Origin of the sequence: Limosilactobacillus panis, from assembly GCF_019797825.1 — a bacterium.
GTDB lineage: Bacteria > Bacillota > Bacilli > Lactobacillales > Lactobacillaceae > Limosilactobacillus > Limosilactobacillus panis_A.
Map to the genome: position 1 here is coordinate 455,948 of NZ_CP081855.1, position 26,883 is coordinate 482,830.

The 26,883-nt window shown below is 47.5% G+C and carries 15 protein-coding genes, 7 tRNA genes, 3 rRNA genes and 1 other annotated feature; of the genes, 24 read left to right on the top strand and 1 reads right to left on the bottom strand.

The features are described 5' to 3' along the window. Nucleotides 1–3: 3 nt before the first annotated feature. The 24 genes from mfd (at nt 4) to KZE55_RS02205 (ending at nt 25,359) form a co-directional block, all read left to right on the top strand. The gene (gene mfd / locus KZE55_RS02090) at nt 4–3,543 is read left to right on the top strand and encodes a transcription-repair coupling factor (RefSeq protein WP_222258887.1); all 3,540 of its coding nucleotides are present in this window, start codon (nt 4–6) and stop codon (nt 3,541–3,543) included. Nucleotides 3,544–3,557: 14 nt separating this feature from the next. Beyond that, complete coding sequence (locus tag KZE55_RS02095; protein WP_222258889.1) at nt 3,558–3,824, top strand: RNA-binding S4 domain-containing protein; 267 nt, start codon at nt 3,558–3,560, stop codon at nt 3,822–3,824. Between the two features lie 101 nt (nt 3,825–3,925). Next, entirely contained in the window at nt 3,926–4,282 is a 357-nt protein-coding gene (locus KZE55_RS02100; protein WP_222258891.1) for an FtsB family cell division protein, read from the top strand. Between the two features lie 82 nt (nt 4,283–4,364). Next, the gene (locus tag KZE55_RS02105; protein WP_222258893.1) at nt 4,365–4,859 is read left to right on the top strand and encodes a S1 domain-containing RNA-binding protein; all 495 of its coding nucleotides are present in this window, start codon (nt 4,365–4,367) and stop codon (nt 4,857–4,859) included. Nucleotides 4,860–4,864: 5 nt separating this feature from the next. Next, complete coding sequence (tilS, locus tag KZE55_RS02110) at nt 4,865–6,226, top strand: tRNA lysidine(34) synthetase TilS (RefSeq protein ID WP_222258895.1); 1,362 nt, start codon at nt 4,865–4,867, stop codon at nt 6,224–6,226. An 11-nt stretch (nt 6,227–6,237) separates the two neighbouring features. Beyond that, complete coding sequence (gene hpt, locus KZE55_RS02115; protein WP_222258897.1) at nt 6,238–6,780, top strand: hypoxanthine phosphoribosyltransferase; 543 nt, start codon at nt 6,238–6,240, stop codon at nt 6,778–6,780. Nucleotides 6,781–6,864: 84 nt separating this feature from the next. Continuing rightward, nucleotides 6,865–8,991 carry an ATP-dependent zinc metalloprotease FtsH gene (ftsH, locus tag KZE55_RS02120; protein WP_222258899.1) on the top strand — a complete coding sequence of 709 codons (2,127 nt, stop codon included), beginning with the start codon at nt 6,865–6,867 and terminating at the stop codon, nt 8,989–8,991. A gap of 73 nt (nt 8,992–9,064) precedes the next feature. Continuing rightward, entirely contained in the window at nt 9,065–10,012 is a 948-nt protein-coding gene (gene hslO / locus KZE55_RS02125) for an Hsp33 family molecular chaperone HslO (protein ID WP_222258901.1), read from the top strand. A 107-nt stretch (nt 10,013–10,119) separates the two neighbouring features. Beyond that, complete coding sequence (gene dusB / locus KZE55_RS02130) at nt 10,120–11,130, top strand: tRNA dihydrouridine synthase DusB (RefSeq protein WP_222258903.1); 1,011 nt, start codon at nt 10,120–10,122, stop codon at nt 11,128–11,130. Between the two features lie 15 nt (nt 11,131–11,145). Continuing rightward, nucleotides 11,146–12,678 carry a lysine--tRNA ligase gene (gene lysS / locus KZE55_RS02135; protein ID WP_222258905.1) on the top strand — a complete coding sequence of 511 codons (1,533 nt, stop codon included), beginning with the start codon at nt 11,146–11,148 and terminating at the stop codon, nt 12,676–12,678. Nucleotides 12,679–13,500: 822 nt separating this feature from the next. After that, nucleotides 13,501–15,076, top strand: a 16S ribosomal RNA gene (locus KZE55_RS02140). 86 nt (nt 15,077–15,162) lie between these two features. Then, a tRNA-Ile gene (locus KZE55_RS02145) sits at nt 15,163–15,237 on the top strand. Between the two features lie 8 nt (nt 15,238–15,245). Continuing rightward, nucleotides 15,246–15,318 (top strand) — tRNA-Ala (locus KZE55_RS02150). Nucleotides 15,319–15,480: 162 nt separating this feature from the next. Beyond that, a 23S ribosomal RNA gene (locus KZE55_RS02155) occupies nt 15,481–18,404 on the top strand. A gap of 81 nt (nt 18,405–18,485) precedes the next feature. Next, nucleotides 18,486–18,602 (top strand): 5S ribosomal RNA (gene rrf / locus KZE55_RS02160). The 16S, 23S and 5S rRNA genes sit together here with 4 tRNA genes alongside, the layout of an rRNA operon. A 5-nt stretch (nt 18,603–18,607) precedes the next feature. After that, nucleotides 18,608–18,680, top strand: a tRNA-Asn gene (locus KZE55_RS02165). A gap of 43 nt (nt 18,681–18,723) precedes the next feature. Continuing rightward, nucleotides 18,724–18,796, top strand: a tRNA-Thr gene (locus tag KZE55_RS02170). A 263-nt stretch (nt 18,797–19,059) separates the two neighbouring features. Then, nucleotides 19,060–19,292: a binding site (T-box leader), on the top strand. 90 nt (nt 19,293–19,382) lie between these two features. Next, entirely contained in the window at nt 19,383–20,321 is a 939-nt protein-coding gene (locus KZE55_RS02175; protein ID WP_222258907.1) for a 2-dehydropantoate 2-reductase, read from the top strand. Between the two features lie 892 nt (nt 20,322–21,213). Then, nucleotides 21,214–21,286 (top strand) — tRNA-Asn (locus tag KZE55_RS02180). Nucleotides 21,287–21,685: 399 nt separating this feature from the next. Further along, entirely contained in the window at nt 21,686–22,609 is a 924-nt protein-coding gene (locus KZE55_RS02185; RefSeq protein WP_222258909.1) for an IS30 family transposase, read from the top strand. A 218-nt stretch (nt 22,610–22,827) separates the two neighbouring features. Further along, on the top strand, nt 22,828–24,327 hold the full coding sequence (locus KZE55_RS02190; RefSeq protein WP_222258911.1) for a peptide MFS transporter: 1,500 nt from the start codon (nt 22,828–22,830) through the stop codon (nt 24,325–24,327). A 149-nt stretch (nt 24,328–24,476) separates the two neighbouring features. Next, nucleotides 24,477–24,559, top strand: a tRNA-Tyr gene (locus KZE55_RS02195). 11 nt (nt 24,560–24,570) lie between these two features. Next, a tRNA-Gln gene (locus KZE55_RS02200) sits at nt 24,571–24,642 on the top strand. A 72-nt stretch (nt 24,643–24,714) separates the two neighbouring features. Then, nucleotides 24,715–25,359: a hypothetical protein gene (locus KZE55_RS02205; RefSeq protein ID WP_222258913.1), complete on the top strand. Its 645-nt coding sequence runs from the start codon at nt 24,715–24,717 to the stop codon at nt 25,357–25,359. Between the two features lie 132 nt (nt 25,360–25,491). Here KZE55_RS02205 and KZE55_RS02210 read toward each other — a convergent pair whose 3' ends face one another. Continuing rightward, on the bottom strand, nt 25,492–26,820 hold the full coding sequence (locus KZE55_RS02210; RefSeq protein ID WP_222258013.1) for an ISL3 family transposase: 1,329 nt from the start codon (nt 26,818–26,820) through the stop codon (nt 25,492–25,494). Nucleotides 26,821–26,883 lie beyond the last annotated feature (63 nt).

Here is a 26,883-nt window from a genome sequence, read left to right on the forward strand (position 1 = left end):
GGAGTGCGTCTGGGAAACTTTATTGCCAAAACAAAAGAGTTTAAAAAGATTAGTAAGGAGGCAGTGCCCGGGAAGCGCCAGCTGATTACTGGCATTTCGGGTTCGGCACGGACAGCTGTGTTAGCGGAGTTGTTAAAGGACCGCCAACAGCCCCTCCTGGTGGTCACCGATAACCTGGGGCATCTAGAAGAACTAGTGGATGACTTCAGCAACCTGTTACCGGCGGACCAGGTTTTCGAATTCCCGGTCGAGGAGGTCCTGGCGGCCGAGGTGGCCACCAGTTCTCCAAACTACCGCCTTCAACGGGTCCAGGCACTGAATGCCCTCAGTAGTAACCGTCCAGTCGTCGTTGTGACCTCGGTGGCGGGGATGCGGCGGAACGTCGTCAGTCCCGCCTTCTTTGCCCAGGCGACCCTCCAGCTGAAAGTGGGCGGGGAAATTGATCCCGAAAAGGCCCGTCAGCAGCTGAGCGCAATGGGTTACCAACTGCAAAAAATGGTTTTACGGCCCGGTGACTTTGCTGTCCGGGGCTCGATCATTGACATTTACGCCCTGAATACGGATAACCCGGTCCGGGTCGACCTCTTTGATACCGAGATTGACTCCCTGCGCTACTTTGACGCCAGCACCCAAAAGAGTATCGATAATGTTAAGCAGGTCGAGATTCTACCCGCGACTGACTTGATTTTGCCACCGGCGGAGTTCCCCCGGGTAACGGCGGCAATTAAACAGGAGTATGACACCATCACAGCTGGGTTACAGGATGGCGATGAGGATATTACCCAGCAGGTTAACAACCGCTTTACACCGCTGTTGACGGCCTTAAAGGACCACCAACTACCAAGCGAACTACTGGAATTTGGCAACCTCCTTTACCCAACGCCGCACTCTTTGATTGACTACCTCGGTGACCAAGGAATCATCTATTTGGATGACTTTGCCCGCCTGAAGGACAGTGCCAAAAAACTGACGGATGAGGACCAGGGCTGGTTAGAGGACAAGGCTAAGTACCACCAGCTGACGAAGGTTCCCACCGTTGGCAATGACTTTGCCCAATTGGTACAGGCGGATGACCACGCCCAGGTCTTGGGGGCCCTGTTTAAAAAAGGGGTCGGTAACCTGACCCTCGACCAACTAACGGAACTCACTAGCCGGCCCATGCAGCGTTTCTTTGGCCAACTGCCCCTGTTAAAGAGTGAGCTGCAGCGCTGGCGTGACCAGGGGCAGACGGTGATTCTGATGGCGGCCAACCAGGAGCGTCGTAAACAAATTGCCCAGACGATGCGTGACTTTGATATTCAGGTGACCGAAACAAGCACCACTGACTTAAGAGTCAACGTTGTCCAGCTCGTGGCGGGGAGTTTAAACAACGGCTTTGAAATGCCGGCGGCCGGCCTGGTAGTGATAACTGAGGGTGAAATGTTCAAGCAGGTCAAGAAGGGCCGCCACCGGCCTCAAAAGCTTACCAACGCTGAACGACTAAAGAGTTACACCGACTTGAAGCCTGGTGACTACGTTGTTCACGTCAACCATGGAATTGGGATTTTCAGTGGTATCAAGACCATGGAAGTTGATGGTGTTCACCAGGACTACATGATCATCAATTACCGAAATAACGCCCAGATCTTCGTCCCGGTTACCCAGCTTAACCTGGTGCAGAAGTACGTCTCATCAGAGTCCAAGCACCCCCGGATCAACCGGCTGGGTGGTAATGAATGGGCGAAGACCAAGCGGCGGGTAGCCTCCAAAGTTGAGGACATCGCTGATGAGCTGGTCGACCTCTATGCCAAGCGGGAAGCGGCCAAGGGGTACGCCTTCCCCAAAGATGACTACCTACAGAACCAGTTTGATGCTAACTTTCCGTATAATGAAACCCGCGACCAGTTGCGGAGCATAAAGGAAGTTAAGCAGGACATGGAAAAGCCCCGGCCAATGGACCGCCTGTTAGTGGGGGACGTCGGCTACGGGAAAACAGAAGTGGCAATGCGGGCAATCTTCAAGGCGGTCACGGGCGGCAAACAGGTAGCCTTCTTAGTACCAACCACCGTTTTGGCCCAGCAGCACTTTGATACGCTAAGCAAGCGCTTTACCGGCTTCCCGGTTAAGATTGCTCTTATGTCCCGGTTCAAAACGGGCAGGGAATTGAAGGCCGCCGATAAGGGTCTGGCCGACGGGACCATTGACATTGTCGTTGGGACCCATCGGATCCTGTCGAAGGATGTTCACTTTAAAGATCTCGGCCTGGTCATTGTTGATGAAGAGCAGCGGTTTGGCGTCAAACATAAAGAACGTCTAAAAGAATTAAAGAACAACGTTGATGTGCTAACTCTGACTGCAACCCCGATTCCCCGAACCCTGAACATGTCGATGCTTGGCGTACGCGACCTGTCTGTCCTTGAGACTCCGCCAGCGGGCCGTTTCCCAATTCAAACCTACGTGATGGAGCAAAATGCTGGGGCTATTCGTGACGGCATTCTTCGTGAAATGCAGCGGGGCGGCCAGGTCTACTACCTCCACAACCGGGTAGGGGACATTGAAGAGACGGTGATGCGTCTTCAGGAACTGGTGCCGGAGGCCAAGATTGGCTATATTCACGGTAAAATGAGTGAAAATGAGCTTGAGACAGTCCTGTACGAATTTATCCAGGGTAACTATGACGTTCTGGTTACCACGTCGATTATTGAAACTGGGGTTGATATTCCCAACGTTAACACCCTGTTCGTGGAAAACGCTGACCGCCTGGGGCTTGCCCAGCTTTACCAGATTCGGGGACGGATTGGCCGGAGTAATCGGGTGGCCTATGCCTACTTCATGTACCAGCCAAACAAGGTCCTAACCGAACTCGGTGAAAAGCGCCTGGCCGCCATCCGCGACTTTACGGAACTGGGGTCTGGATTTAAAATTGCGATGCGGGACCTGGCAATTCGTGGGGCTGGAAATATCTTGGGTAAGCAGCAGCACGGCTTTATTGACTCCGTTGGTTATGACCTGTACTCATCAATGTTGAACGAGGCAGTTGCCAAGAAGCGGGGAAAGAAGAAGACCGAGCGGGCAGATGCCGAGGTTGAACTCGGTGTCGAGGCCTACCTGCCGGATAGTTATGTTAACGACCAACGGCAAAAGATTGAGCTATATAAGACGATTCGCCAGGCCCAAAGTGATGAGGAACTCCTCGACATCCAGGGTGACCTGATTGACCGCTTTGGTGACTATCCGGCAGCGGTTGGTAACCTGTTGCTGATCAGCAAAATCAAACAGCACGCCGACCTGGCAATGATTGAGCAGGTCAAGCGGCAGCGTGATAATATCTTGGTTACCTTCACGAAGGTTGAGAGCCATTTGATTAAAGCACCGACGATTATTAAACTGCTGGCTAAGACTAAGTTTAAAGCGACTTTAGGGGAGCAGGATGATCGTTTGACGGTTCGTCTGGTTATCCAGCCCAAGATGTCAACTGCTGATTGGTTAAACCAGCTATCAAAGTTGATCACCGGGTTTGCCAATGAGGTTACCGGTAAAGGCAAAAAAGTAAGTAGTAAGTAATTGGAGGAAAAGTAATGCGATTAGATAAGTTTTTAAAGGTATCCCGGATTATCAAGCGGCGGTCAGTGGCTAAAGAAATTGCTGACCAGGGAAGAATCTTGGTAAATGACCTTCCGGCTAAGTCATCGACGAAGGTCAAGATCGGTGACACCTTGACCATTAAGTTTGGTAATAAAACAGAAACAGTTAAAATCAACCGGATTGTGGAAACAACCAAAAAGAGCGAAGCTGAGGACATGTATGAGCTCCTTGACGAAACCTATGCCGAGAATTTTAACTAACTTTATAAAAAAATTGATATTTAATTAACATTGATATGGACATTTAGTTGGTAACCTTGCTATACTTAAACTGTTATAAGTCAGTAAAGTGAGGGGAAATTATGAAAAACCGGACCGGTAATAAAGTTTCACAGCTTGATACGCCATATGTCCATAAGTTTTCAGCTGATCAGCAAAGGCGGCAGTTTCATAAGCGTCGCTGTCAGCGAATAATTATTGCCTTTTTGGTAATTTTCCTGGTTCTCGGAATTCAGATTGTTCGCAGTCGACGAACCCTTGCCAAGGTCAATAACAATATTGCGGCTTGTCAGACCGAGCTGAAGGACCAGCAACAGACAAGCAGGCACCTGAAACACCAGATAAAGCTGCTTCATGACCCTGAATATGTTCAGCAAGTTTTGCGGGCAAAGTACAATTACTCAAAGAAGGGCGAAACCATTTATAATTTAAATAACTAGTTACTATTTCTTATTGGGGTATGTTATACTCATCTACAATTAAAGATTAAATCAGACGACTTGAGGAGGATCCATTAGTTTCATGGCAATTGAAGTGGGAGCAAAGGTTTCCGGTAAGGTTTCCGGAATCACGAATTTTGGCGCATTTGTGGACTTAGATGATAACCAAACGGGCTTGGTACACATCAGTCAGATTTCTGACAAGTATATCAAGGACGTACACGATGTACTGTCAATAGGGGATACAGTAACGGTTAAGGTAACCCGAATCGGTGATGATGGTAAGATTGCCTTGTCCATGAAGGACGCCGCCCCGCACGAACACCGTGAGCATGGCCACTATCATGGCGATAACCACCATGGTGAATTTCACCATGATCATCGCAATAATGACTTCCATGGTCGGCAAAATAATTACCACGGTTTCACTGGTGGGCACCACCACAATAACGGCCGCCACCACGAAGACTTTAACGACATGCTGGCGGGCTATTTAAAGGAAAGTGAATCACGGCTTTCAACATTAAAGCGCCAGACAGATGGTAAGCGTGGTGGTCGTGGCGGCCGACGGAGCTAGCTCAAATGATTAGCTTAGAAGAAAAATTCAAGCGGCACCTGCAAAGGCGCCGCTTTTTTAGTAAAAACGATACGGTGATTGTTGCTGTCTCCACGGGGGTAGACTCGATGGTTCTCTTAAACCTCCTCCAGAAGTTACCGGTGACGTTGCGGCCTCACCTGGTTGTTGCCCACGTCAACCATGAGTTACGTAACCAGAGTACGGTTGAAGAAGAATTCATTAAGGATTATTGTGACCGCCACCATCTGGCGCTAGCCGTTACCCACTGGTCGCGTAGTGTCCATCCAGCAAGAGGGGTTGAGGCGGCCGGCCGGGCCTATCGTTACCATTTTTTTGCTGACTTGATGAAGCGACAGGGGGCCCGGGTGCTGGTTACCGCCCACCACCAAAATGACCTTGCAGAAACAATGTTAATGAAACTGGTCCGGGGTGGTCAATTAGACCAGCTGGTGGGAATTGCAGATCAACGGCCCTTTGCCAGCGGTCAACTGGTCCGGCCCCTTTTACCCTTTGCCAAGCAGGCCCTTGTTAATTATGCCCGGGCCAAGGGGATTAAGTGGTTCGAGGACGTCACCAACCAGGACCTGACTATCACCCGGAACCGTTACCGGCATGAGATTATTCCCGCCCTCCAGCGGGAGAATCCGCGCCTGTTAGACCACCTAACTAGCTACCATGACCAGTTGCAGCGCCTTCTAGATTGGCGGGAACGCTGGCTAGTTGAACGGTTGAAGACCATCAGTGTGGGGGATGAACTGGACCTTGCCGCCCTCCACTGCCATGACCGGGCTGACCAGCGGGCTCTCCTCTTGGAATGGTTGAGACAACGGGGCGTTTTAAATGTTAAACAGGCCCTTCTGACCGCGATTGAGAAGTTACTGGCGGTCCAGGCAGCGCCCCAGGGACAGCTGACCTTGCCAGGAGCGGTTATGCTACAGCGTCGGTATGACAAGTGCTTCCTCCTTTCCCAAGAGAAAATCGTGGCGCAGCGGCAAAATGTACCAGCGTCTGTGGTAAAATTGGGCCAACAATATTTTATCAATGCTAAGCAGTATTTAATGGTAGTTGCGGGCCCAGAAAAGGGGCCTGGACAGGTAATGTGGCTTGCCCCTGACCAGTTCCCACTAACGCTGCGGCACTGGCAAACGGGTGATTTCATTATTCTAAAAAATGGTGGTCACCAGAAGGTCCGCCGGGTGCTGATTGATCAGAAGGTTCCCCAGCAGGTACGGGACCGGCAGCTGGTCCTGGTCGATGCGCAAGGTCGGGTTGTTTGGGTCATCGGTCGGAAGTGGAGTTGGTTTCCCCGGCCAGCGAACTACCAGCAGAAGTGGCGGCAGGTTGTGGTTAGCATTGAGGATAAATAAGGAGAAGGATTATGAACAACGATATTGAAAAGGTGCTTTACAGTGCGGATGACATTCAAACGGCAATCGATCGGTTGGCCAAGCAGCTAACGGTTGAGTACCGTGATAAAAAACCATTGATTGTCTCAGTTCTATCTGGGGCGGTCCTCTTTACGGTCGAGCTGATTAAGAAGATGGATATCATGGCCCAGATTGACTTTATTGATGTGTCAACTTACTTTGGTGGGACGGCAACGACTGGTCAGTTGAAGCTCATTCATGATATGACATCCGATGTTAAGGGACGCAACGTCTTGATTACTGAAGACATTGTTGATAGTGGACGGACACTGGACTACCTAGTCAAACTGTTAAAGAAGCGGGGGGCTAAGAGCGTTAAGACAGTTTCCCTCCTTAATAAACCAGAAGGCCGGGAGTTTGACGTTAATGTTGAATATTATGGCTTCAAGGTACCGAACGAATTCCTCGTTGGCTACGGTTTGGATTACAAAGGATACTACCGAAACCTGCCATACGTCGGCGTTTTGAAGCCGTCTGTTTATAGTGAAGACTAATGGTAGCTATTTAATGGTCAAAGATTGTCAAGTATGCTATTATAGTTTGTACAATTAATTGTTGCTGGTAGATAGGAGGTTGTTATGAACAACAATCGGCGTAATAATAATTTTACTCATAACGTTCTCTTCTACGCAGTGATGTTCTTGTGTATCATGGGAATTGCCTACTTCTTCTTCGGTGGTAACCAGTCCACTGGTCAGAGCAAGACAGTCACCCAAAGCGAGTTTATCTCTGAACTGAAGAGCAATAAGGTTAAGAGTGTCCAGCTACAACCGAATGGTGGAGTTTATAAGGTTACCGGGACTTACCGCAAGCCCCAATCTAATAATAATGACTCCAATAACGGTTTTGCTTTAACCACGCAACGCAATAGTAAGGTAAGTCAATTCCAGAGTTCTGTCCTGGAAAGCGACGTTACGGTTAGTCAACTGCAGAATTATGCTAACAAGCACAATGTTAAGCTGAGTACCCGGGCGGAGGAATCCAACAGTGTCTGGATGAACTTACTTTTAACCGTCCTTCCATTAGTCATCATGATTTTCTTCTTCTACATGATGATGGGCCAAGCAGGTCAAGGTGGCGGCGGTCGAGGAGTAATGAGCTTTGGTAAGACAAAAGCTAAACCAGCAGATGCCAAAAAGAATAAAGTCCGTTTCTCTGATGTTGCCGGTGAGGAAGAAGAAAAGCAAGAGCTGGTCGAAGTTGTTGAATTCCTGAAGAATCCAAAGAAATTCACCCGGCTGGGTGCTAAGATCCCATCTGGGGTTTTGCTTGAGGGTCCTCCGGGTACTGGTAAGACTTTGCTTGCCAAGGCGGTTGCCGGTGAATCAGGAGTACCATTCTTCTCCATTTCTGGTTCTGACTTCGTTGAAATGTTCGTCGGGGTTGGTGCTAGCCGTGTCCGGGATCTCTTTGACCAAGCAAAGAAGGCTGCTCCAGCGATCATCTTCATTGATGAAATTGATGCCGTTGGTCGCCGGCGCGGTAGCGGTATGGGCGGTGGCCACGATGAACGTGAGCAAACGCTTAACCAATTGCTGGTTGAAATGGACGGGTTCCAAGGTGACGAAGGGGTCATTGTAATGGCCGCCACTAACCGGTCCGATGTTCTAGACCCGGCCCTGCTGCGTCCTGGTCGTTTCGACCGGAAGATCCTGGTTGGCCGTCCAGATATTAAGGGGCGTGAAGCAATTCTGCGGGTTCATGCGAAGAATAAGCCATTAGCGCCGGACGTTGACCTCAAGGAGATTGCCAAGCAAACCCCTGGTTTCGTTGGTGCCGATCTGGCTAATCTGTTGAACGAAGCGGCCCTCTTGGCAGCCCGGCGGAATAAGGCCCAGATTGATGCGGACGACTTAGATGAAGCCGAAGACCGGGTAATTGCCGGTCCAGCCAAGCACGACCGGGTTCAATCACCACAAGAGCGGAAGACCGTTGCTTACCACGAAGCCGGTCACACGATTGTTGGTCTGGTCTTGAACGATGCCCGGGTTGTCCACAAAGTAACAATTGTGCCGCGTGGACGAGCCGGTGGTTACGCAATTATGCTGCCACGGGAAGACCAAATGCTGATGTCCAAGAAGAATGCTGAAGAGCAGATTGCCGGTTTGATGGGTGGTCGTGCGGCTGAAGAGCTGATTTTCAAGTCCCAGTCTTCGGGTGCTTCCAATGACTTTGAGCAGGCAACCCAAATTGCCCGGGCGATGGTCACCCAGTACGGGATGAGTGACAAGATTGGCCCTGTTGAATTACAGAGCTCCGGTCAGGTATTCACTGGTCAGGGTTATGACCAATCAACTTACTCCGAAAAGACGGCGGCCCTGATTGATGAGGAAGTTCGCCGGATCCTTAATGAAGGTCACGAACAAGCCCTCCACATTCTGGAGACCCACCGGGAGCAGCACAAGGTAATTGCTGAGGCCCTGCTTAAGTATGAGACCCTTGATGAAAAGGAAATTCTGAGTCTGTACAAGACCGGGAGGATTCCAGAAAAGGCCCATGCTGAAGCAAATGAAGAGGCCCATGCCCAAACCTTTGAAGAATCAAAGCGGGCACTGGAACGGCTCGAAGATGAAAAGCGGGAAAATAAGGCAAACAATAATGCGTTGCCAAGTGAAGAAAACGCCGATCATCCTGATAAGTTAGAAACTCACGAAAGCCCATCTAATGAGGGCCATTCGGATGATCATTCTGACCATCAAGAATAATAAAATGATAAAATGGGAGTGACTGAGCCGCAGGGCTGGTTCTCCCATTTTTTATTACGAGGAGGAATTAATAATGAAATCAACGGATTATTTAGTAAAGAGTATGAGTAAGGACGGTAAGTTCCGCGCATACGCCGTCAACGCTACCCAGTTAGTAGAAAAGGCCCACGAAATTCATGATACCTGGAGTGCTTCATCAGCAGCTCTGGGCCGGACCCTTGTTGGAACTCTCCTGTTGGCCACCGCAGGTCTTGAAGGTGAGGCCGGGATGACGGTCAAGATCCAAGGAAACGGCCCGGTTGGCTACATTGTTGTAGACGGGACCGCCAAGGGAACGGTTAAGGGCTACATGGGTAACCCCCACGTTAACCTCCCGGCTAATGCCAAGGGAAAAATTGATGTGGCAGGCGCCGTTGGTAAAAAGGGGACCCTCTCCGTAACCAAGATGGCTCCTGGTGACAAAACGCCTTACACCGGGGAAGTCAACCTAGTTTCGGGCGAATTGGGTGATGACTTTACTTATTACCTTGCCCAATCAGAACAGATTCCGTCAGCAGTTGGGCTGTCAGTTTTCGTCAACCCGGACGACAGTATTGAGGTAGCTGGCGGTTTCATGATCCAGGTTCTCCCCGGTGCTAGTGACGAGGAAATTTCAAAGTTGGAAAAGACACTCAAGGGGCTGCCACTCGTTTCGGAAATGCTCCGGGACGGCGATACGCCGGAAGATATTCTCAAGAAGATTTTTGGTGATCAGCTGAAAATTTTGGATACCATGCCGGTACGTTACGAATGTGACTGCTCTAAGCGACGTTTTGCCCGGGCTTTGGAGAGTATTAGTACGGCTGATTTGAAGAAGTTGATTGACGAAGACCATCATGCGGAGACAGTCTGTCAGTTTTGTGGTAAAAAGTATGAATTCAGCGAGGAGGAACTACAGCTGATCTACGACAAGAAGGTTGCTGATGCCGAGGCCGATAAGGAAATCGCTGAAAAGCAAAACAAGGGTACGGAAAAAAAGTAGTTACTTGGTTACCAAACGGTGGATGTGCTATGATAGTTGAGTTATTGAACTATATCAAAGTGCAATTGGAAGCCAGCTCCGTTGCACATGAGCAATGAGGTGAATTTATGAAGTGGAAAATTGGCAACGTTGAGATTCCAAATCAGGTTGTCGTGGCACCGATGGCGGGCGTAACCAACTCGGCATTTCGGGTCATCTGCAAGAAGTTTGGTGCTGGTTACGTGGTTTGCGAAATGATTTCGGACCGGGGAATCATGTACCATAATAAAAAGACCCTGAATATGATGAATGTTGACCCTAGTGAACACCCGATGGGGATTCAGATCTTCGGGGGGACTAAGGAAACGCTGGTTGAAGCTGCCAAGTACGTTGACCAGCACACGGCGGCGGACGTGATTGATATCAACATGGGTTGCCCGGTAAACAAAGTGGTTAAGACTGATGCGGGTGCCCGGTGGTTACTGGACCCAGATAAGGTTTACGAAATGGTCTCTTACGTCACTGACGCCGTCAAGAAACCAGTAACGGTAAAGATGCGGACTGGTTGGGATGACAAGCACATTTACGCTGTTCAAAATGCCCTTGCCGCGGAAAAGGCAGGTGCTGCCGCAATTGCAATGCACGGGCGGACCAGAAAACAGATGTATACGGGACACGCGGATTGGAATATACTAAAAGAGGTTGCTGATCAACTGACGATTCCGTTCATGGCCAACGGTGATATTCGCACACCGGAGGATGCCAAGAAGGTCCTTGATATGACTGGGGCAACGGCTGCAATGATTGGCCGGGCAGCGATGGGGAACCCATGGATGCTTACCCGGACGGAACACTACTTGGAGACTGGTGAATTGCTGCCGGAAGCGACTGCTGAGGAGAAGATTAAGATGGCTAAGGACCACCTTAACCGGTTGATTGACCTCAAGGGTGAGTACATCGGTGTACGTGAATTCCGGGGCCTTTCTACTTACTATTTGAAAGGAATACCCCGTTCCGCAAGGACCAAGGCTGCCTTGGTAGAAGCCGAAACGCGGCAGGAAATGAACGATATCTTTGACCGCTTTGCTGAACAGACAGCAGAACGGGAGAGCAGAAGATCAACTAAAGAAGCTCAATAAGAGGAGGAGAATTCTGTGTCACAAGAACTAGATCAAATGCGTGTTCGTCGTGAAAAGATGGAAGAGTTAAAAAAGGCGGGGATTGAACCCTTTGGCCGGCGTTTTAAGCGTGACCGCCTGGCCCAAGACCTCCACGACAAATACGACAAGTATGACAAGGAAGAATTAAATGAAATGGGTGAGATGGTCACCATTGCTGGACGAATGACCCGAAAGCGGAGCAGTGGTAAGGCTGGATTTGCTGATTTTGTTGACCGGACAGGCAAAATTCAAGTTTATGCACGTAAGGATATGGTAGGGGACGAACCGTACCATATTTTCAAGCGGGCTGATATTGGTGACTTCCTGGGAATTCATGGGGATGTTATTAAGACTAATACCGGCGAGTTAACTGTGCGGGCTCACAAGATTACCTTCTTGTCCAAGGCCCTACGTCCACTACCAAATAAGTGGGAAGGGGTCACGGATCCCGAGACGATTTATCGTCAACGGTATCTTGACCTGATTTCTAATCCTGAGAGCTTCAAACGTTTCCACCAACGGACGGCGATTATCAAGGCTGTCCGGAAGTACATGGATGACCATGGCTTTACTGAAGTTGAAACCCCAATTTTAAATACTCAAGCTGGTGGTGCTAACGCCCGGCCGTTTATTACCCACCATAATGCCTTAGACATTGATATGTATCTACGGATTGCAACCGAATTGTACCTGAAGCGGTTGATTGTTGGGGGCTTTGAACGGGTTTACGAATTAGGCCGCATTTTCCGGAATGAGGGGATGGACCCGCACCATAATCCCGAATTTACGACAATGGAAACCTATGCCGCATACTTCGACTTCCATGATGTGATGGACGAGACGGAAGGGATCGTTAAGGCGGCTGCCAAGGTTGTATCCGACGATGGGAAGATCACCTACCAGGGACATAATATTGACCTAGGCGGGGACTTTAAGCGGATCACAATGGTTGATGCCGTTAAGGAAAAGACGGGGATTGACTTTAGTGACAAGTCCATGACGGACGAGGATGCCAAGAAGCTGGCTGAAGAACACAAGATTGAATACAAGCCATACTGGACGAAGGGACATATCCTGAACGCTTTCTTTGAGGAATATGTGGAGGATACTCTTATCCAACCAACCTTTGTTTATGAATACCCAGTTGAAGTTTCGCCACTGGCTAAGCGGAATAAGGACAATCCGGAAATGACAGACCGGTTCGAACTGTACGTTGACGGGAGCGAACTGGGAAATGCTTTCAGTGAATTAAACGACCCAATCGATCAGAAGAAGCGGTTTGAAATGCAGGCTAAGGAAAAGTCTAACGGTAATGATGAAGCTGAACCAGTGGACTTAGACTACGTTCAGGCTCTGGAATACGGGATGCCGCCAACGGGAGGACTCGGTATCGGGATTGATCGGTTGGTAATGTTGCTGACTGATGCAAAGTCGATTCGAGATGTTATTCTCTTCCCAACTATGCGTCCCGAAAAAGAAAAGCAGAAAGGCAAGAAGGGCAAGAAGGGCAAGAAGAAGCAAAAGTAGGCTTCGTGAAATTATAGTATTAAAAAGTTTATTAATTGATGGCGATGCCACTTTAATATAAAAGATCCGCACCTAGTTTACTTAAAGGTGGGGGTTTTTTTATTAGCTTAGGATTTTGAAATATTACGCAGGGTGGCTACTTCAGTTTTTTCGTAATGTTATTCCTTAAAAGAATGTTATTCCTTAAAAGACGATAGTCTACTGGTTATTAGCGGAAGTTTATATTAATAGTTGCAGTTAGTTGAGGCAACGAAAAAGTGCAACTTTGGCCAGTGTATCCCAAAGAGAAGAAAGTACTAAAGGAACGAGAGGGGATTTAAATAAGAAGTAAAGCCGGACGTTTTGAAAAGAATTTGGTCATTCACCTTTTTTGAGTGTAAATATGAACAAAAATGTATACTCTATAATAAAAGTTCGGCGTTTAAAAATAGTTGAATTTATTTCTAATTATTTGTTGACAATTAGTTGATATCTCGGTATAGTTAGTATCGTTGTTTAGGACGTTAACAACTGTTTGCTCGATTTTGAAATAGAACTTTTTGTTGACAGGCCTTTGGCAGCATGATATATTATAAAAGCTGTTTGTTAATAAGTTGACTTAATTAATTGAAATTAATTGTTGACTTTGATGAGCAGATTTGATATAATGGTAAATGTTAGTTGACTGCTTAGTTGACTAACTGGTAGACCTTTGAAAACTGAACAAAGTTTCGACGAATCAAATGTGTAGGGTCTCTAATCACTTTGGTGATTGGAGCAAAAACATTTGCGAAGTCAATTCGCTTAATTAATTTGAATTAGAGCTATTCAAGTTCTTATATTTTATATGAGAGTTTGATCCTGGCTCAGGATGAACGCCGGCGGTGTGCCTAATACATGCAAGTCGAGCGCACTGGCCCAACTGATATGACGTGCTTGCACTGATTTGACGATGGATTACCAGTGAGCGGCGGACGGGTGAGTAACACGTGGGCAACCTGCCCTAAAGCGGGGGATAACATTTGGAAACAGGTGCTAATACCGCATAACTACGAAAACCACATGGTTTTCGTATCAAAGATGGTTTCGGCTATCACTTTAGGATGGACCCGCGGTGCATTAGCTAGTTGGTAGGGTAACGGCCTACCAAGGCAATGATGCATAGCCGAGTTGAGAGACTGATCGGCCACAATGGAACTGAGACACGGTCCATACTCCTACGGGAGGCAGCAGTAGGGAATCTTCCACAATGGGCGCAAGCCTGATGGAGCAACACCGCGTGAGTGAAGAAGGGTTTCGGCTCGTAAAACTCTGTTGTTGAAGAAGAACGTGCATGAGAGTAACTGTTCATGCAGTGACGGTATTCAACCAGAAAGTCACGGCTAACTACGTGCCAGCAGCCGCGGTAATACGTAGGTGGCAAGCGTTATCCGGATTTATTGGGCGTAAAGCGAGCGCAGGCGGTTGCTTAGGTCTGATGTGAAAGCCTTCGGCTTAACCGAAGAAGTGCATCGGAAACCGGGCGACTTGAGTGCAGAAGAGGACAGTGGAACTCCATGTGTAGCGGTGGAATGCGTAGATATATGGAAGAACACCAGTGGCGAAGGCGGCTGTCTGGTCTGCAACTGACGCTGAGGCTCGAAAGCATGGGTAGCGAACAGGATTAGATACCCTGGTAGTCCATGCCGTAAACGATGAGTGCTAGGTGTTGGAGGGTTTCCGCCCTTCAGTGCCGCAGCTAACGCATTAAGCACTCCGCCTGGGGAGTACGACCGCAAGGTTGAAACTCAAAGGAATTGACGGGGGCCCGCACAAGCGGTGGAGCATGTGGTTTAATTCGAAGCTACGCGAAGAACCTTACCAGGTCTTGACATCTTGCGCTAACCTAAGAGATTAGGCGTTCCCTTCGGGGACGCAATGACAGGTGGTGCATGGTCGTCGTCAGCTCGTGTCGTGAGATGTTGGGTTAAGTCCCGCAACGAGCGCAACCCTTGTTACTAGTTGCCAGCATTCAGTTGGGCACTCTAGTGAGACTGCCGGTGACAAACCGGAGGAAGGTGGGGACGACGTCAGATCATCATGCCCCTTATGACCTGGGCTACACACGTGCTACAATGGCCGGTACAACGAGCAGCTAACCCGCGAGGGTGTGCAAATCTCTTAAAGCCGGTCTCAGTTCGGACTGCAGTCTGCAACTCGACTGCACGAAGTCGGAATCGCTAGTAATCGCGGATCAGCATGCCGCGGTGAATACGTTCCCGGGCCTTGTACACACCGCCCGTCACACCATGGAAGTTTGCAATGCCCAAAGTCAGTGGCCTAACCATTTTGGAGGGAGCTGCCTAAGGCAGGGCAGATGACTGGGGTGAAGTCGTAACAAGGTAGCCGTAGGAGAACCTGCGGCTGGATCACCTCCTTTCTAAGGAATAAAACGGAACCTACACATTAGTTGAAACTTTGTTTAGTTTTGAGAGGTTTACCTTTCAAAACACATGACGCTTATTTGGGCCTATAGCTCAGTTGGTTTAGAGCGCACGCCTGATAAGCGTGAGGTCGATGGTTCAAGTCCATTTAGGCCCATATATTTTGGGGAATTAGCTCAGCTGGGAGAGCACCTGCTTTGCAAGCAGGAGGTCATCGGTTCGATTCCGTTATTCTCCATTGCTAGTCATAAGGCTAGCAGAGTTTGTACTTTGAAAACTAAATAATATCTAATTTCTTTATTAATCAAAACAATAAACCGAGAACACCGCGTTATTTGAGTTTTATTAACGAAATAATCGCTAACTCAATTAATCAAGGTGATCACGAAGTGATCATCAAGGTTAAGTTATGAAGGGCGCATGGTGAATGCCTTGGTACTAGGAGCCGATGAAGGACGGGACAAACACCGATATGCTTCGGGGAGTGGTAAGTACACTTTGATCCGGAGATTTCCGAATGGGGAAACCCAACCAACTTAGTCGTTGGTTATCTGACTAGTGAATTCATAGCTAGCAGAAGGAAGACGCAGTGAACTGAAACATCTCAGTAGCTGCAGGAAGAGAAAGAAAAATCGATTCCCTGAGTAGCGGCGAGCGAAAGGGGAAGAGCCCAAACCAGTGAGCTTGCTTACTGGGGTTGTAGGACTGAACAATGGAGTTACCAAAATGCGACGTAGTCGCAACAGCTGGGAAGCTGTGCCAGAGAGGGTGATAGCCCCGTAGACGAAACGTCACATTCTCCGTTCAGGATCCTGAGTACGGCGGGACACGTGAAACCCCGTCGGAAGCTGCGAGAACCATCTCGCAAGGCTAAATACTACCTAGTGACCGATAGTGAACCAGTACCGTGAGGGAAAGGTGAAAAGCACCCCGGAAGGGGAGTGAAATAGTTCCTGAAACCATGTGCCTACAAGCAGTCGGAGCCCGTTAATGGATGACGGCGTGCCTCTTGCAGAATGAACCGGCGAGTTATGATTGCATGCAAGGTTAAGGTAGGAAAACCGGAGCCGTAGCGAAAGCGAGTCTTAAATGGGCGTATGAAGTATGTAGTTATAGACCCGAAACCAGGTGACCTACCCATGTCCAGGTTGAAGGTGCGGTAAAGCGCACTGGAGGACCGAACCCGTGTCAGTTGAAAATGGCTGGGATGAGGTGTGGGTAGCGGTGAAATTCCAAACGAACTTGGAGATAGCTGGTTCTCTCCGAAATCTCTTTAGGGGGAGCCTTGAGGAAAAGAATCGTGGAGGTAGAGCTACTGTTTGGACAAGGGGCCCGTCATGGGTTACCAACTTCAGATAAACTCCGAATGCCATCGATTTATCCTCAGGAGTCAGACGATGAGTGATAAGATCCACCGTCGAAAGGGGAACAGCCCAGATCACCAGTTAAGGTCCCTAAATATATGCTAAGTGGAAAAGGATGTGGAGTTGCATAGACAACTAGGATGTTGGCTCAGAAGCAGCCACCATTTAAAGAGTGCGTAATAGCTCACTAGTCGAGTGATTCTGCGCCGAAAATGTACCGGGGCTAAGCATATTACCGAAACTGTGGATGTGCACTACGTGCACGTGGTAGGAGAGCGTTCTAAGGGCGGCGAAGTCAGACCGTGAGGACTGGTGGAGCGCTTAGAAGTGAGAATGCCGGTATGAGTAGCGAAAGACAGGTGAGAATCCTGTCCACCGAATGACTAAGGTTTCCTGGGGAAGGCTCGTCCTCCCAGGGTAAGTCGGGACCTAAGCTGAGGCCGAGAGGCGTAGGCGATGGATAACAGGTTGAGATTCCTGTACCAGTTGAATGCGTTTGAATGATGGAGGGACGCAGGAGGCTAAGCGAACCGCATGATTGGAAGAGTGCGGCCAAGCAACGAGTCAGTAACTGAGTCAAATGCTTAGTTGCGGGTTGACGAGTTGTGATGGGGAGTGAAATTATAGTAACGAAGTCGCTGATGTCACACTGCCGAGAAAAGCTTCTAGTGAGTATTCAACTGCCCGTACCGCAAACCGACACAGGTAGTCGAGGAGAGAATCCTAAGGTGAGCGAGAGAACTCTCGTTAAGGAACTCGGCAAAATGACCCCGTAACTTCGGAAGAAGGGGTGCTGGCCGCAAGGCCAGCCGCAGTGAAAAGGCCCAGGCGACTGTTTATCAAAAACACAGGTTTCTGCAAAATCGTAAGATGAAGTATAGGGGCTGACGCCTGCCCGGTGCTGGAAGGTTAAAAGGATGGGTTAGCGTAAGCGAAGCTCAGAATTGAAGCCCCAGTAAACGGCGGCCGTAACTATAACGGTCCTAAGGTAGCGAAATTCCTTGTCGGGTAAGTTCCGACCCGCACGAAAGGCGTAACGATCTGGGCACTGTCTCAACGAGAGACTCGGTGAAATTGAAATCCCTGTGAAGATGCAGGGTACCCGCGACAGGACGGAAAGACCCCATGGAGCTTTACTGTAGCTTGATATTGAGTGTTTGTACTGCTTGTACAGGATAGGTAGGAGCCATAGAAAGCGGAACGCTAGTTTCGCTGGAGGCGCTGGTGGGATACTACCCTTGCATTATGACCACTCTAACCCGCAGCACTGAACGTGCTGGGAGACAGTGTCAGGTGGGCAGTTTGACTGGGGCGGTCGCCTCCCAAAAGGTAACGGAGGCGCCCAAAGGTTCGCTCAGAATGGTTGGAAATCATTCGCAGAGTGTAAAGGCACAAGCGAGCTTGACTGCGAGACAGACAGGTCGAGCAGGGACGAAAGTCGGGCTTAGTGATCCGGTGGTTCCGTATGGAAGGGCCATCGCTCAACGGATAAAAGCTACCCTGGGGATAACAGGCTTATCTCCCCCAAGAGTCCACATCGACGGGGAGGTTTGGCACCTCGATGTCGGCTCATCGCATCCTGGGGCTGTAGTCGGTCCCAAGGGTTGGGCTGTTCGCCCATTAAAGCGGTACGCGAGCTGGGTTCAGAACGTCGTGAGACAGTTCGGTCCCTATCCGTCGCGGGCGTAGGAAATTTGAGAGGAGCTGTCCTTAGTACGAGAGGACCGGGATGGACATACCGCTGGTGTACCAGTTGTTCCGCCAGGAGCACGGCTGGGTAGCTATGTATGGACGAGATAAACGCTGAAAGCATCTAAGTGTGAAACTCGCCTCGAGATGAGATTTCCCATTCCCTTCGGGGAAGTAAGACCCCACAAAGATGATGTGGTAGATAGGATGGAAGTGGAAGTGCAGTGATGCATGGAGCGGACCATTACTAATCGGTCGAGGACTTAACCAAGGAAGAGCGGTTAGGTTTGTTGGTGAGGTTAGATATTGTTTAGTTTTGAGAGCGCAAGCTCTCGTCTCAGAAGAGACGAAGTGTGGTGATGATGGCTTGAAGGATACACCTGTTCCCATGCCGAACACAGAAGTTAAGCTTCAACACGCCGAAAGTAGTTGGGGGATCGCTCCCTGCAAGGATAGGACGTTGCCACGCGTTATTCCGGCATAGCTCAGTTGGTAGAGCACCTGACTGTTAATCAGGTTGTCGTCAGTTCGAGTCTGACTGCCGGAGTTGCTGGAGCTGTTGACTTTTAGTTGACAGCTTTTCTTTTTATGCCAACTTAGCTCAGCTGGTAGAGCATCTCCCTCGTAAAGAGAAGGTCGGAGGTTCGACTCCTCTAGTTGGCATTTTTTATAGACACATATTAAAATGACCATAAACTGCTAAAGTGTAAGTTTATGGCCGTTTTTTGTTTCATAAGTATGATAACTACCTTAAACTGCATATTGTTCGTCGAGCACTACAAAGGGTTAAGACAATTGCCAACAACAGGGGTAATGGCTTTACCAGGACCTTTTGTCGTGTATATAATATTAAAAAAAATTAATTTTAAGGGTTGACAAGACCCCTCCTTCCTATTATCCTATTAGCAATAATTAAAATTAAATGAGAAAAAGCAGTGAAGGAAAAAGTCTTCCTTGATTAGGTTTCAGAGAGTTAACGGTTGGTGAAAGTTAACCATGGTGAAGAAAGGCTAATCATTCCTGAGTTACCGGCTGAAGAGATCATAGTAGGCTAGGTTGGTTACACCCATTATCGTGGTCGCAAATGTTAGTTTGTGATGAGGGGATTAGTCTTGTACTAATCGAAGTAAGATGGTACCCACGCAAGAGCGTTCTTACAGTTACTTAATTGTGACTGTTGAACGCTCTTTCTTTTTTAATTTAATTAGGAACATGGACAGCGCTAATTATAAGAGAGAGGGAATTATTAATGAAATTTTTGGTAGCAGGCGTCGGTGCAATGGGTACTCGTTTCGCCTTAAAGTTAAAACAAGCAGGAAATGATGTAACAGTAGTAGATGGTTGGGATTTGCGTTTAAAGTCCTTAAAGAAGGACGGCCTTCGTGCTAATCTTGATAGGCAAGAAGTTGTAGAACACGTCCCCGCCTATGGTCAAACGGAATTGCCCAATAATCTTCGCTTTGACGTAGTACTTTTCCTAACTAAGAGTATGCAGTTAGAGCAAATGGTGAAGGATCTCTTGCCTAATTTTGATGGCCATACAATGGCATTATGTTTGATGAACGGCATTGGACATGAACAAACCCTTGAGAAATATCTACCCAAAGAACAGGTTTTCCTAGCAAACACGATGTGGACTGCTCAGATGACTCGACCAGACCATGTTTTGCTTGAGGACGATGGTAGTTGTGAGTTAAGTAACGTTGCCCCAGGTGAACCGCAAGCAAGTCAGGTAAAACAATTAGTAGAAGTATTAGATAAAGCGGGCTTGAAATGTCACTTATTGGCTGATCCCCGTTATTCAGTTTTTCGGAAGGGCTGTGTTAATGGAACGCTAAACACGCTCTGTACCCTGTTTGAATGCAACCTTGAAGAATTTAGTAAGACTAGTCATGCTCACGAAATGGTAGTAGAAGTAGTTAAAGAATTTGCTGCCGTGGGGGCTAAGGAAGGGATTGATCTTGACGTTGATGAAGCAGTTCACCATGTTGAGGATTGTTACCGGGTAATCGGTGCTCACTATCCATCAATGTACCAAGATCTGGTGAAAAACAATCGACGAACGGAAGTTGACTACATCAATGGGTATGTTGCTAGTCATGGTAAAAAGTATGGCTTAAAAACGCCTTATTGTAACCTGCTTACTCAGGAAGTTCATACAAAGGAAGACTTACAACATGCTAAATGAAATAAGCATTATAAAAGAGTGAAGATTTTCGCAAGCACAAAGAATTCCAACTATGGGGATTTTAGTATGACTTAGTTTGGTTTAGAAATTAAGCTAAAAGCAGTTCAGCAGTCAATAACGATACGTATTGAAAACAAATGAAAGGGTGCGAGCCGCGGTTTTTGCGGTTCACGCCCTTTTTCTAGTTGCGACATACTTGTTGCACTTCTTCTGCTCGTGGTAAAAAAACCGCAATGTCGCTACTTTTCTGATTGGGTAGTCGATTAAACAGGAACTTGAAATATTTATATATATTTAGTTTGTTTACTTTTGCTATCGTTGCTAACGTGTAGTAAATTGCATTGGCCTCCGTTCCACGGGTACTTTTAGCAATTAAACAGTTTTTACGAACTAATGTGGTGAATCAAGTTTCTTCTTCTAGTGAATTATTACTTAGCAGAATTTGGCCGTCTTCAAAAATTCGATATACTCTTACCCGGAGCCTTTGGGCATTCTTGACGGCTGCACACAGTTGAGGTCCCAAGGACGCGAATTGACGATAATAAAGGTGATCCACGCCTTTATTAATCGTATTTGCCAATAATTTTGAATCCATAATCACGAATGCGGTTCTTCAGCGGTTGAGCTTACTACGACTTCCTTGATCAATTCAATAAAGGTATAATATTGTGCCCAAATGACAAAGGATTGGTGGCGAGGCTGCTGGTTAAAGCGGCTGTCAAGTGTATGGGCCTGGTCTAAAATACTCCATAAATTCGTGCCTGACTTTATCTTCCTATTGGTGGTGTTGGTCGTTTTACCGGGCTCTTTAGCAAGAATTTTTTAATCATCTCTTGACGGTGGAGAAGGGTTACGATATAATACAAACATTGGTTGTTTTTAACAACGTTATTCCGGCATAGCTCAGTTGGTAGAGCACCTGACTGTTAATCAGGTTGTCGTCAGTTCGAGTCTGACTGCCGGAGCTTTTTTATTTGGGGCCTGCTTTTTGGCAGGCTTTTTACTTTTCCAAAGTAAATTGTTTTAAAACAGACTAAGCTTAGTAGTGGAAATATCAGAACGACGGTTCTGATGTTTTCACTACTTTTTTGTTAAAGTAGGAGTGAAGTTGACATGTCGTATTTTTATATGACGCTTGACGTCGGATTTAAAAATGGCAACTTCACAAGTCTATTATTAATCTGTTCTTAGTCTGTTGGCTCTTAAGTCGTGTATTGAAAATTAGATTTAATAGATCTTTTGTGATTCTACTTCATTTGGAGATGGTAGATTGTAAAATTTAAGTTGAACATTTAAGTGGACAGAAAAACCCATCAAGGTCTTTAATGGTGTTACCGTACAATCCATTAGAAAGAAGGACCTTGATGAGCACCACTATTTTATCATTCCAGAACCGTGTTGTCATTGAAACGCTTCATAATGAAGGACGTTCCTTGCGATACATCGCTAATTACTTAGGCTTTAGTAAAACCACAGTCTTTAACGAACTTCACCGGCTAAATAGTGAGTACCAGGCTGAGCTAGCGCAAACTGACTTTGAACGCAAGGTTAGTCAACGGGGGCGGAAGTCTTCGCTCACTAAAAACCTTAAACACTTGATCGAGGAAAAGATTCAAGTCCAGAAGTGGTCCCCTGAACAAGTTGCCCATGTGGTTGGGATTGCCTACAAGACGGTCTATAACTGGATTGATCAAGGATGGCTTGATATACAGTTGCCTGATTTGCCTGATCATGGAATTCGTCGTCATCGTGCTAAAGAAAAGCGTGGTACGTTCAGTCACGGCCGCTCCATTGAGGAGCGTTCTCATAAAGTCGAAACTCGCCAGGAATTCGGCCACTTTGAAGCTGATACCGTACTTTCTGGCAAACGTAAAGGTCAAGCTGTGGCTACTTTTGTGGAGCGTAAGAGTCGCCTGACAATTGTTAAACGGCTCCATGGTCGCGACAGTCAGTCCATGACTCAAGCCGTACTTGAACTAGCTAGTCAACTTCAAGACAAGCTCAAGACGCTTACCGTAGATCATGGTAAAGAGTTCGCTAACTACCAGGCAATTGAGCAGCGAACTGGTACTCCGGTTTATTTTGCTCATGCTTATTCACCACATGAACAAGGCAGTAATGAAAACCGTAACCGAGTTTTACGACGCTTTATTCCCAAAGGCCAAGCCATTGAAGAGTTAAGCGATCACAAGCTGATTCAAATCAATTGGTATCTGAATTCCCGGCCACTTAAATGTCTTAATTGGCATACACCAATTGAGATCTTCTTGCTTAATCTACGTCACTAAATTCGTTCAAGTTATTTCTTGCAATCTGCCATTTATTAAAAAAGTTCCGTTGAATTCCCACAAATAAGGGCTTTTTCTCATTGAAAACTCAGATTCTGTTTGACGGTTAATGGGTGCACGTATATAATTAATATATTCTGAATTTTTAAAAAGAAATTTTAATTTTTTGGAATGAGTATGTAATTTGATCTTATTTATGTTGATTTTGGAGGAATAGTATGAGTAAAGAGAGAAATGTGGATACCGCCTTCTTCGGGCAACCCCGGGGGCTATCCACGCTGTTCTTCACTGAGATGTGGGAACGGTTTAGTTACTACGGGATGCGGGCCATCCTGCTGTTCTATATGTACTATGCGGTAACTAAGGGTGGTCTGGGCATGGACCAGGCCACGGCCGCTTCAATCATGTCAATCTACGGATCACTGGTTTATCTTTCCGGAGTTGTCGGTGGTTGGTTATCAGACCGTGTTTGGGGACCACGGCGGACAGTTTTCATTGGTGGTGTGCTGATTATGTTCGGACACATCGCTCTTTCACTGCCGTTTGGTATCTCGGCACTGTATGTTTCAATCGCCTTGATCGTGATTGGGACTGGTTTACTAAAGCCAAACGTTTCCGAAATGGTCGGAGGCCTGTACAGTGCTGAAGACCGGCGTCGTGACTCTGGTTTTAGTATGTTTGTCTTTGGGATTAACCTGGGAGCGGCGGTTGCTCCATGGGCTGTTCCGTGGGCTGCAAACGGTTTTGGCTTGAACCTTTTCCACGGCGAAATGAACTTCCATGCCGGGTTCTCGCTGGCCGCTATCGGGATGTTCTTTGGCCTGATCCAATACGTTATTGGTGGTCGGAAGTACTTATCTAAGGATAGTCTTTACCCTGACGACCCGATTGAAAAGGATGACCTGCGTCCGGTCCTGATCTGGACCTTGGTTGGGGTGGTAGCCTTGGTAATTATCCTGGGCCTCTTGGCCGCCCTTGGTCAACTGAACATCACTAACATCATCACGCTGATCACGATTATTGCCATTGCGTTGCCAATCTACTACTTCGTAATGATGTTGAACTCCAAGAAGGTAACGAAAGAAGAGCACTCCCGGGTATTAGCCTACATCCCGCTGTTCATCGCTGCCGTTATCTTCTGGGCAATTGAAGAATCTGGTTCAGTTGTTTTGGCCCTCTTTGCCGAACAGCGGACCATCTTACACATCGGTGGCTGGCACTTTGCCGCCGCTAACTTCCAGACCCTGAACCCCCTGTTCATCATGATCCTGACACCGGTCTTTGTTACCCTGTGGGATCACTGGAAGAACCAACCAAGTGCCCCTGGTAAGTTTGCTGCCGGGTTGGTATTTGCTGGTTTGTCTTACGCCTTCATGGCCCTGCCAGCTCTGATTCACGGAACAACGGCCGGACGGGTTTCCCCATTCTGGCTGGTTGGCTCCTGGTTTATTGTTGAAATTGGTGAAATGCTGATTTCGCCAATTGGCCTGGCCGTAACGACCCGGTTAGCACCAAAGGCCTTTAAGTCCCAGATGATGAGTATGTGGTTCCTGGCCGACGCTGCTGCCCAAGCGGTTAACGCCCAGATTGTTAAGTTCTACTCATCATCAACAGAAGTTCCATACTTCCTGACTATTGGTTTGGTAAGTATCGTCTTCGGGATTATCCTGATGTTCTTCGTTAAGAAGATCCACCGTCTGATGGGCGGGGTTAACTAAGTTAAATAGAAATCAAAATGAGAACTAATGCCGGAGAGTGTTGGTTCTCATTTTGTTTTCTGGAGAAATTTAAAAAAGGTCTTGCATTTGACTGTAAGATTAGGTATTATAATAAGCGTTGATTGATTACCAATCATTTTAACGCTGATGGAGGAGTAGCGAAGTCTGGTTAAACGCGACGGTCTGTAAAACCGTTCCTTCGGGTTCGGTGGTTCGAATCCACTCTCCTCCACTTTTTATTATTGGGCTATAGCCAAGCGGTAAGGCAACGGTTTTTGGTACCGTCATGCGCTGGTTCGAATCCAGCTAGCCCAACTGTTTATGAGGACTGGAGAAAAGCTTCTGTTTTTCTTCGGTCCTTTTAGTTTGCAAAGGAGAGATCTTAAGATGCCAAAACAGGGGCACTTTGCCAAATCAACACGGGTTAAACAGCTAAATAACTTTAGGGCCAAACGCCATGCAAGCGGGGCAACCATCGCTGATGACCAGCTGACGGACTTTCTAGTGGTGCGCTTTGCATTAACGGCCAAGAAGCGGGTTCCCAAGGTTGCTCAGGAAAGCACCCAGCGCTTCCTAATTGAAATTAGTGGGGCCCTGATTAGTGAAAACGGAGACCTTAGCAAAATTGTCCCTGCCCGGCTCAAGAAAGTAAACGCCCAGGTTCCCTGGCAATTCTTTAAGCAAATCGTGGATAATTGGGCACTGTTACAGAAATTCCTGGTAAAGGAGGTCCCCGCGGTACCACTGACCAAGCAGTTGTTGGTTAAAAATCAGCTTACAACGGCCGAGCTAGTAAGGGTGGTTGCCCAACTCCTGGCCCAAAAAGTTGCCGCCATAAGTCTGGTAAACCAACACCAGTCGAGTGGCACCAAGCAAAAACAACTAGCCCAGATGCTAATGACGACCATTTGCCCCAATGGCCACTTAGACTGGGCGAAAGTCAAAGCACTCCTCGGGCCACTGCCGTACACACCGGACTCGGCTTTAGACCAGCCGACCCGGGAATGGCTGACCCAACTGAGCGAGCAATAATGGTGTTGACGGCAGAAAAGAAAATCTGGTATAACTAACAATGTTATTTAGTGGCTGTGGCGGAGCAATCGCCATGGCCTTTTTATTTTGGCTCTTCGTCAAGAAGTACTGATAAGATAAATTGAATAAGTTCTATGCAGCTCTTGCCTGACCCTGGACATGAGCTGTTTTATTATGCCAATTAATGGCGATATAAGAATTCGGCAGGGAAATCAGGATACGAACGCGGAAGTGGAAGAAGTTACGAAAGCCATAGGCAGTCCGTTTGATAACTTTAATCTTATTGTTTGTACCCTCAACGGGACCATTCGTGTAATGATCATATTTGAAGCTGGCGATGATTTCTTGACGATGGGTTCGCAGAGTGCGTTGGACCTTCTGAAACGCTTGGGGCAGCGCGGTCCATTTGATAGCTAATAGTTGGTTGAGAGCTGACTTACTCCGATGATTAACTGCTAGAATCAGGTCTTGGTAATATTGATAGGCCTGCTTAAGCTCGTCGTCGAAAGCTAATAAACGATGAATAACCTCAATATCAGTTAGCTGGGCGTAACCAAAATTGCGGCGGCGCCAAAAGTTATCATACTTGAGGAGTGCACTAGGGGTTAAGAGCAGTTTCCAAAAATGTTTGAGAGCTCGCCATTGCCGGGAACTTTTTCCGGCACGGTTCATTACTTTAATCCTAGTTTGGTTCAGGGCACGATAAGCTTGAGCTACGACATGGAAGTGGTCCGCGATAATTAAAGCATGCGGAAATAGCTCTTGAATCAAGCGGCGGTAAGGAGTATAGAGATCGACCGTAACAGTTTGAACCGCTAAACGAGCGCGGTGACTATAACGCAGGAAGTAATTGCGAAGAAAGCTACTCCGGCGTGAAAGAATGATATCGAGCGTTCGATGGTTCTCAATGTTTACGAGAATCATGCTCATTCCGCTGGGCGCAAAGCGACCAGAATGAAAGTCATCGAAGGCAATATGACGGGGAAGCCAATGGTAGTTAGGCTTAAAGACATGATCAAGGTGATTAATTACGCGCCTGACGGTCCAGCCCGAAACAGAAAAATCATCGGCGATATCAGTTTGGGATTCATTCTTAACCAGTTGCATCATAATGCGTTGCTTAATACTCGTGGCGATATGGTGACGATATTGGACATCCTCGACCGGAGCTAATTTCGTCACTGTTTGTGGACATTGAGGAGAAGCTGGGCAAATATACTTCTGCTTTTTAATCGACCAAACAGTCGGCTTGTAATGAAGGTCTGCCCCATGATAGTTAACGATTTTAATGCCATTCTTGTACATTAGCCGGCCACAATGAGGACAATGCATGGGGTAGGATTGAACAAGATGGACCACAATATAATCGCCGTGATCGGCAATCGAGTCTTCTTTAGTATTGGTATCAAGTTCAAGATGAGTGTCTTTAATTCCGAGAGCAGTTCTGATAGAATTATCCATGAAAGATGGTCCTTTCTTAAACGAAGACGGGGGTCAGCCATCTTTCGTTTTTTATTTTAAATT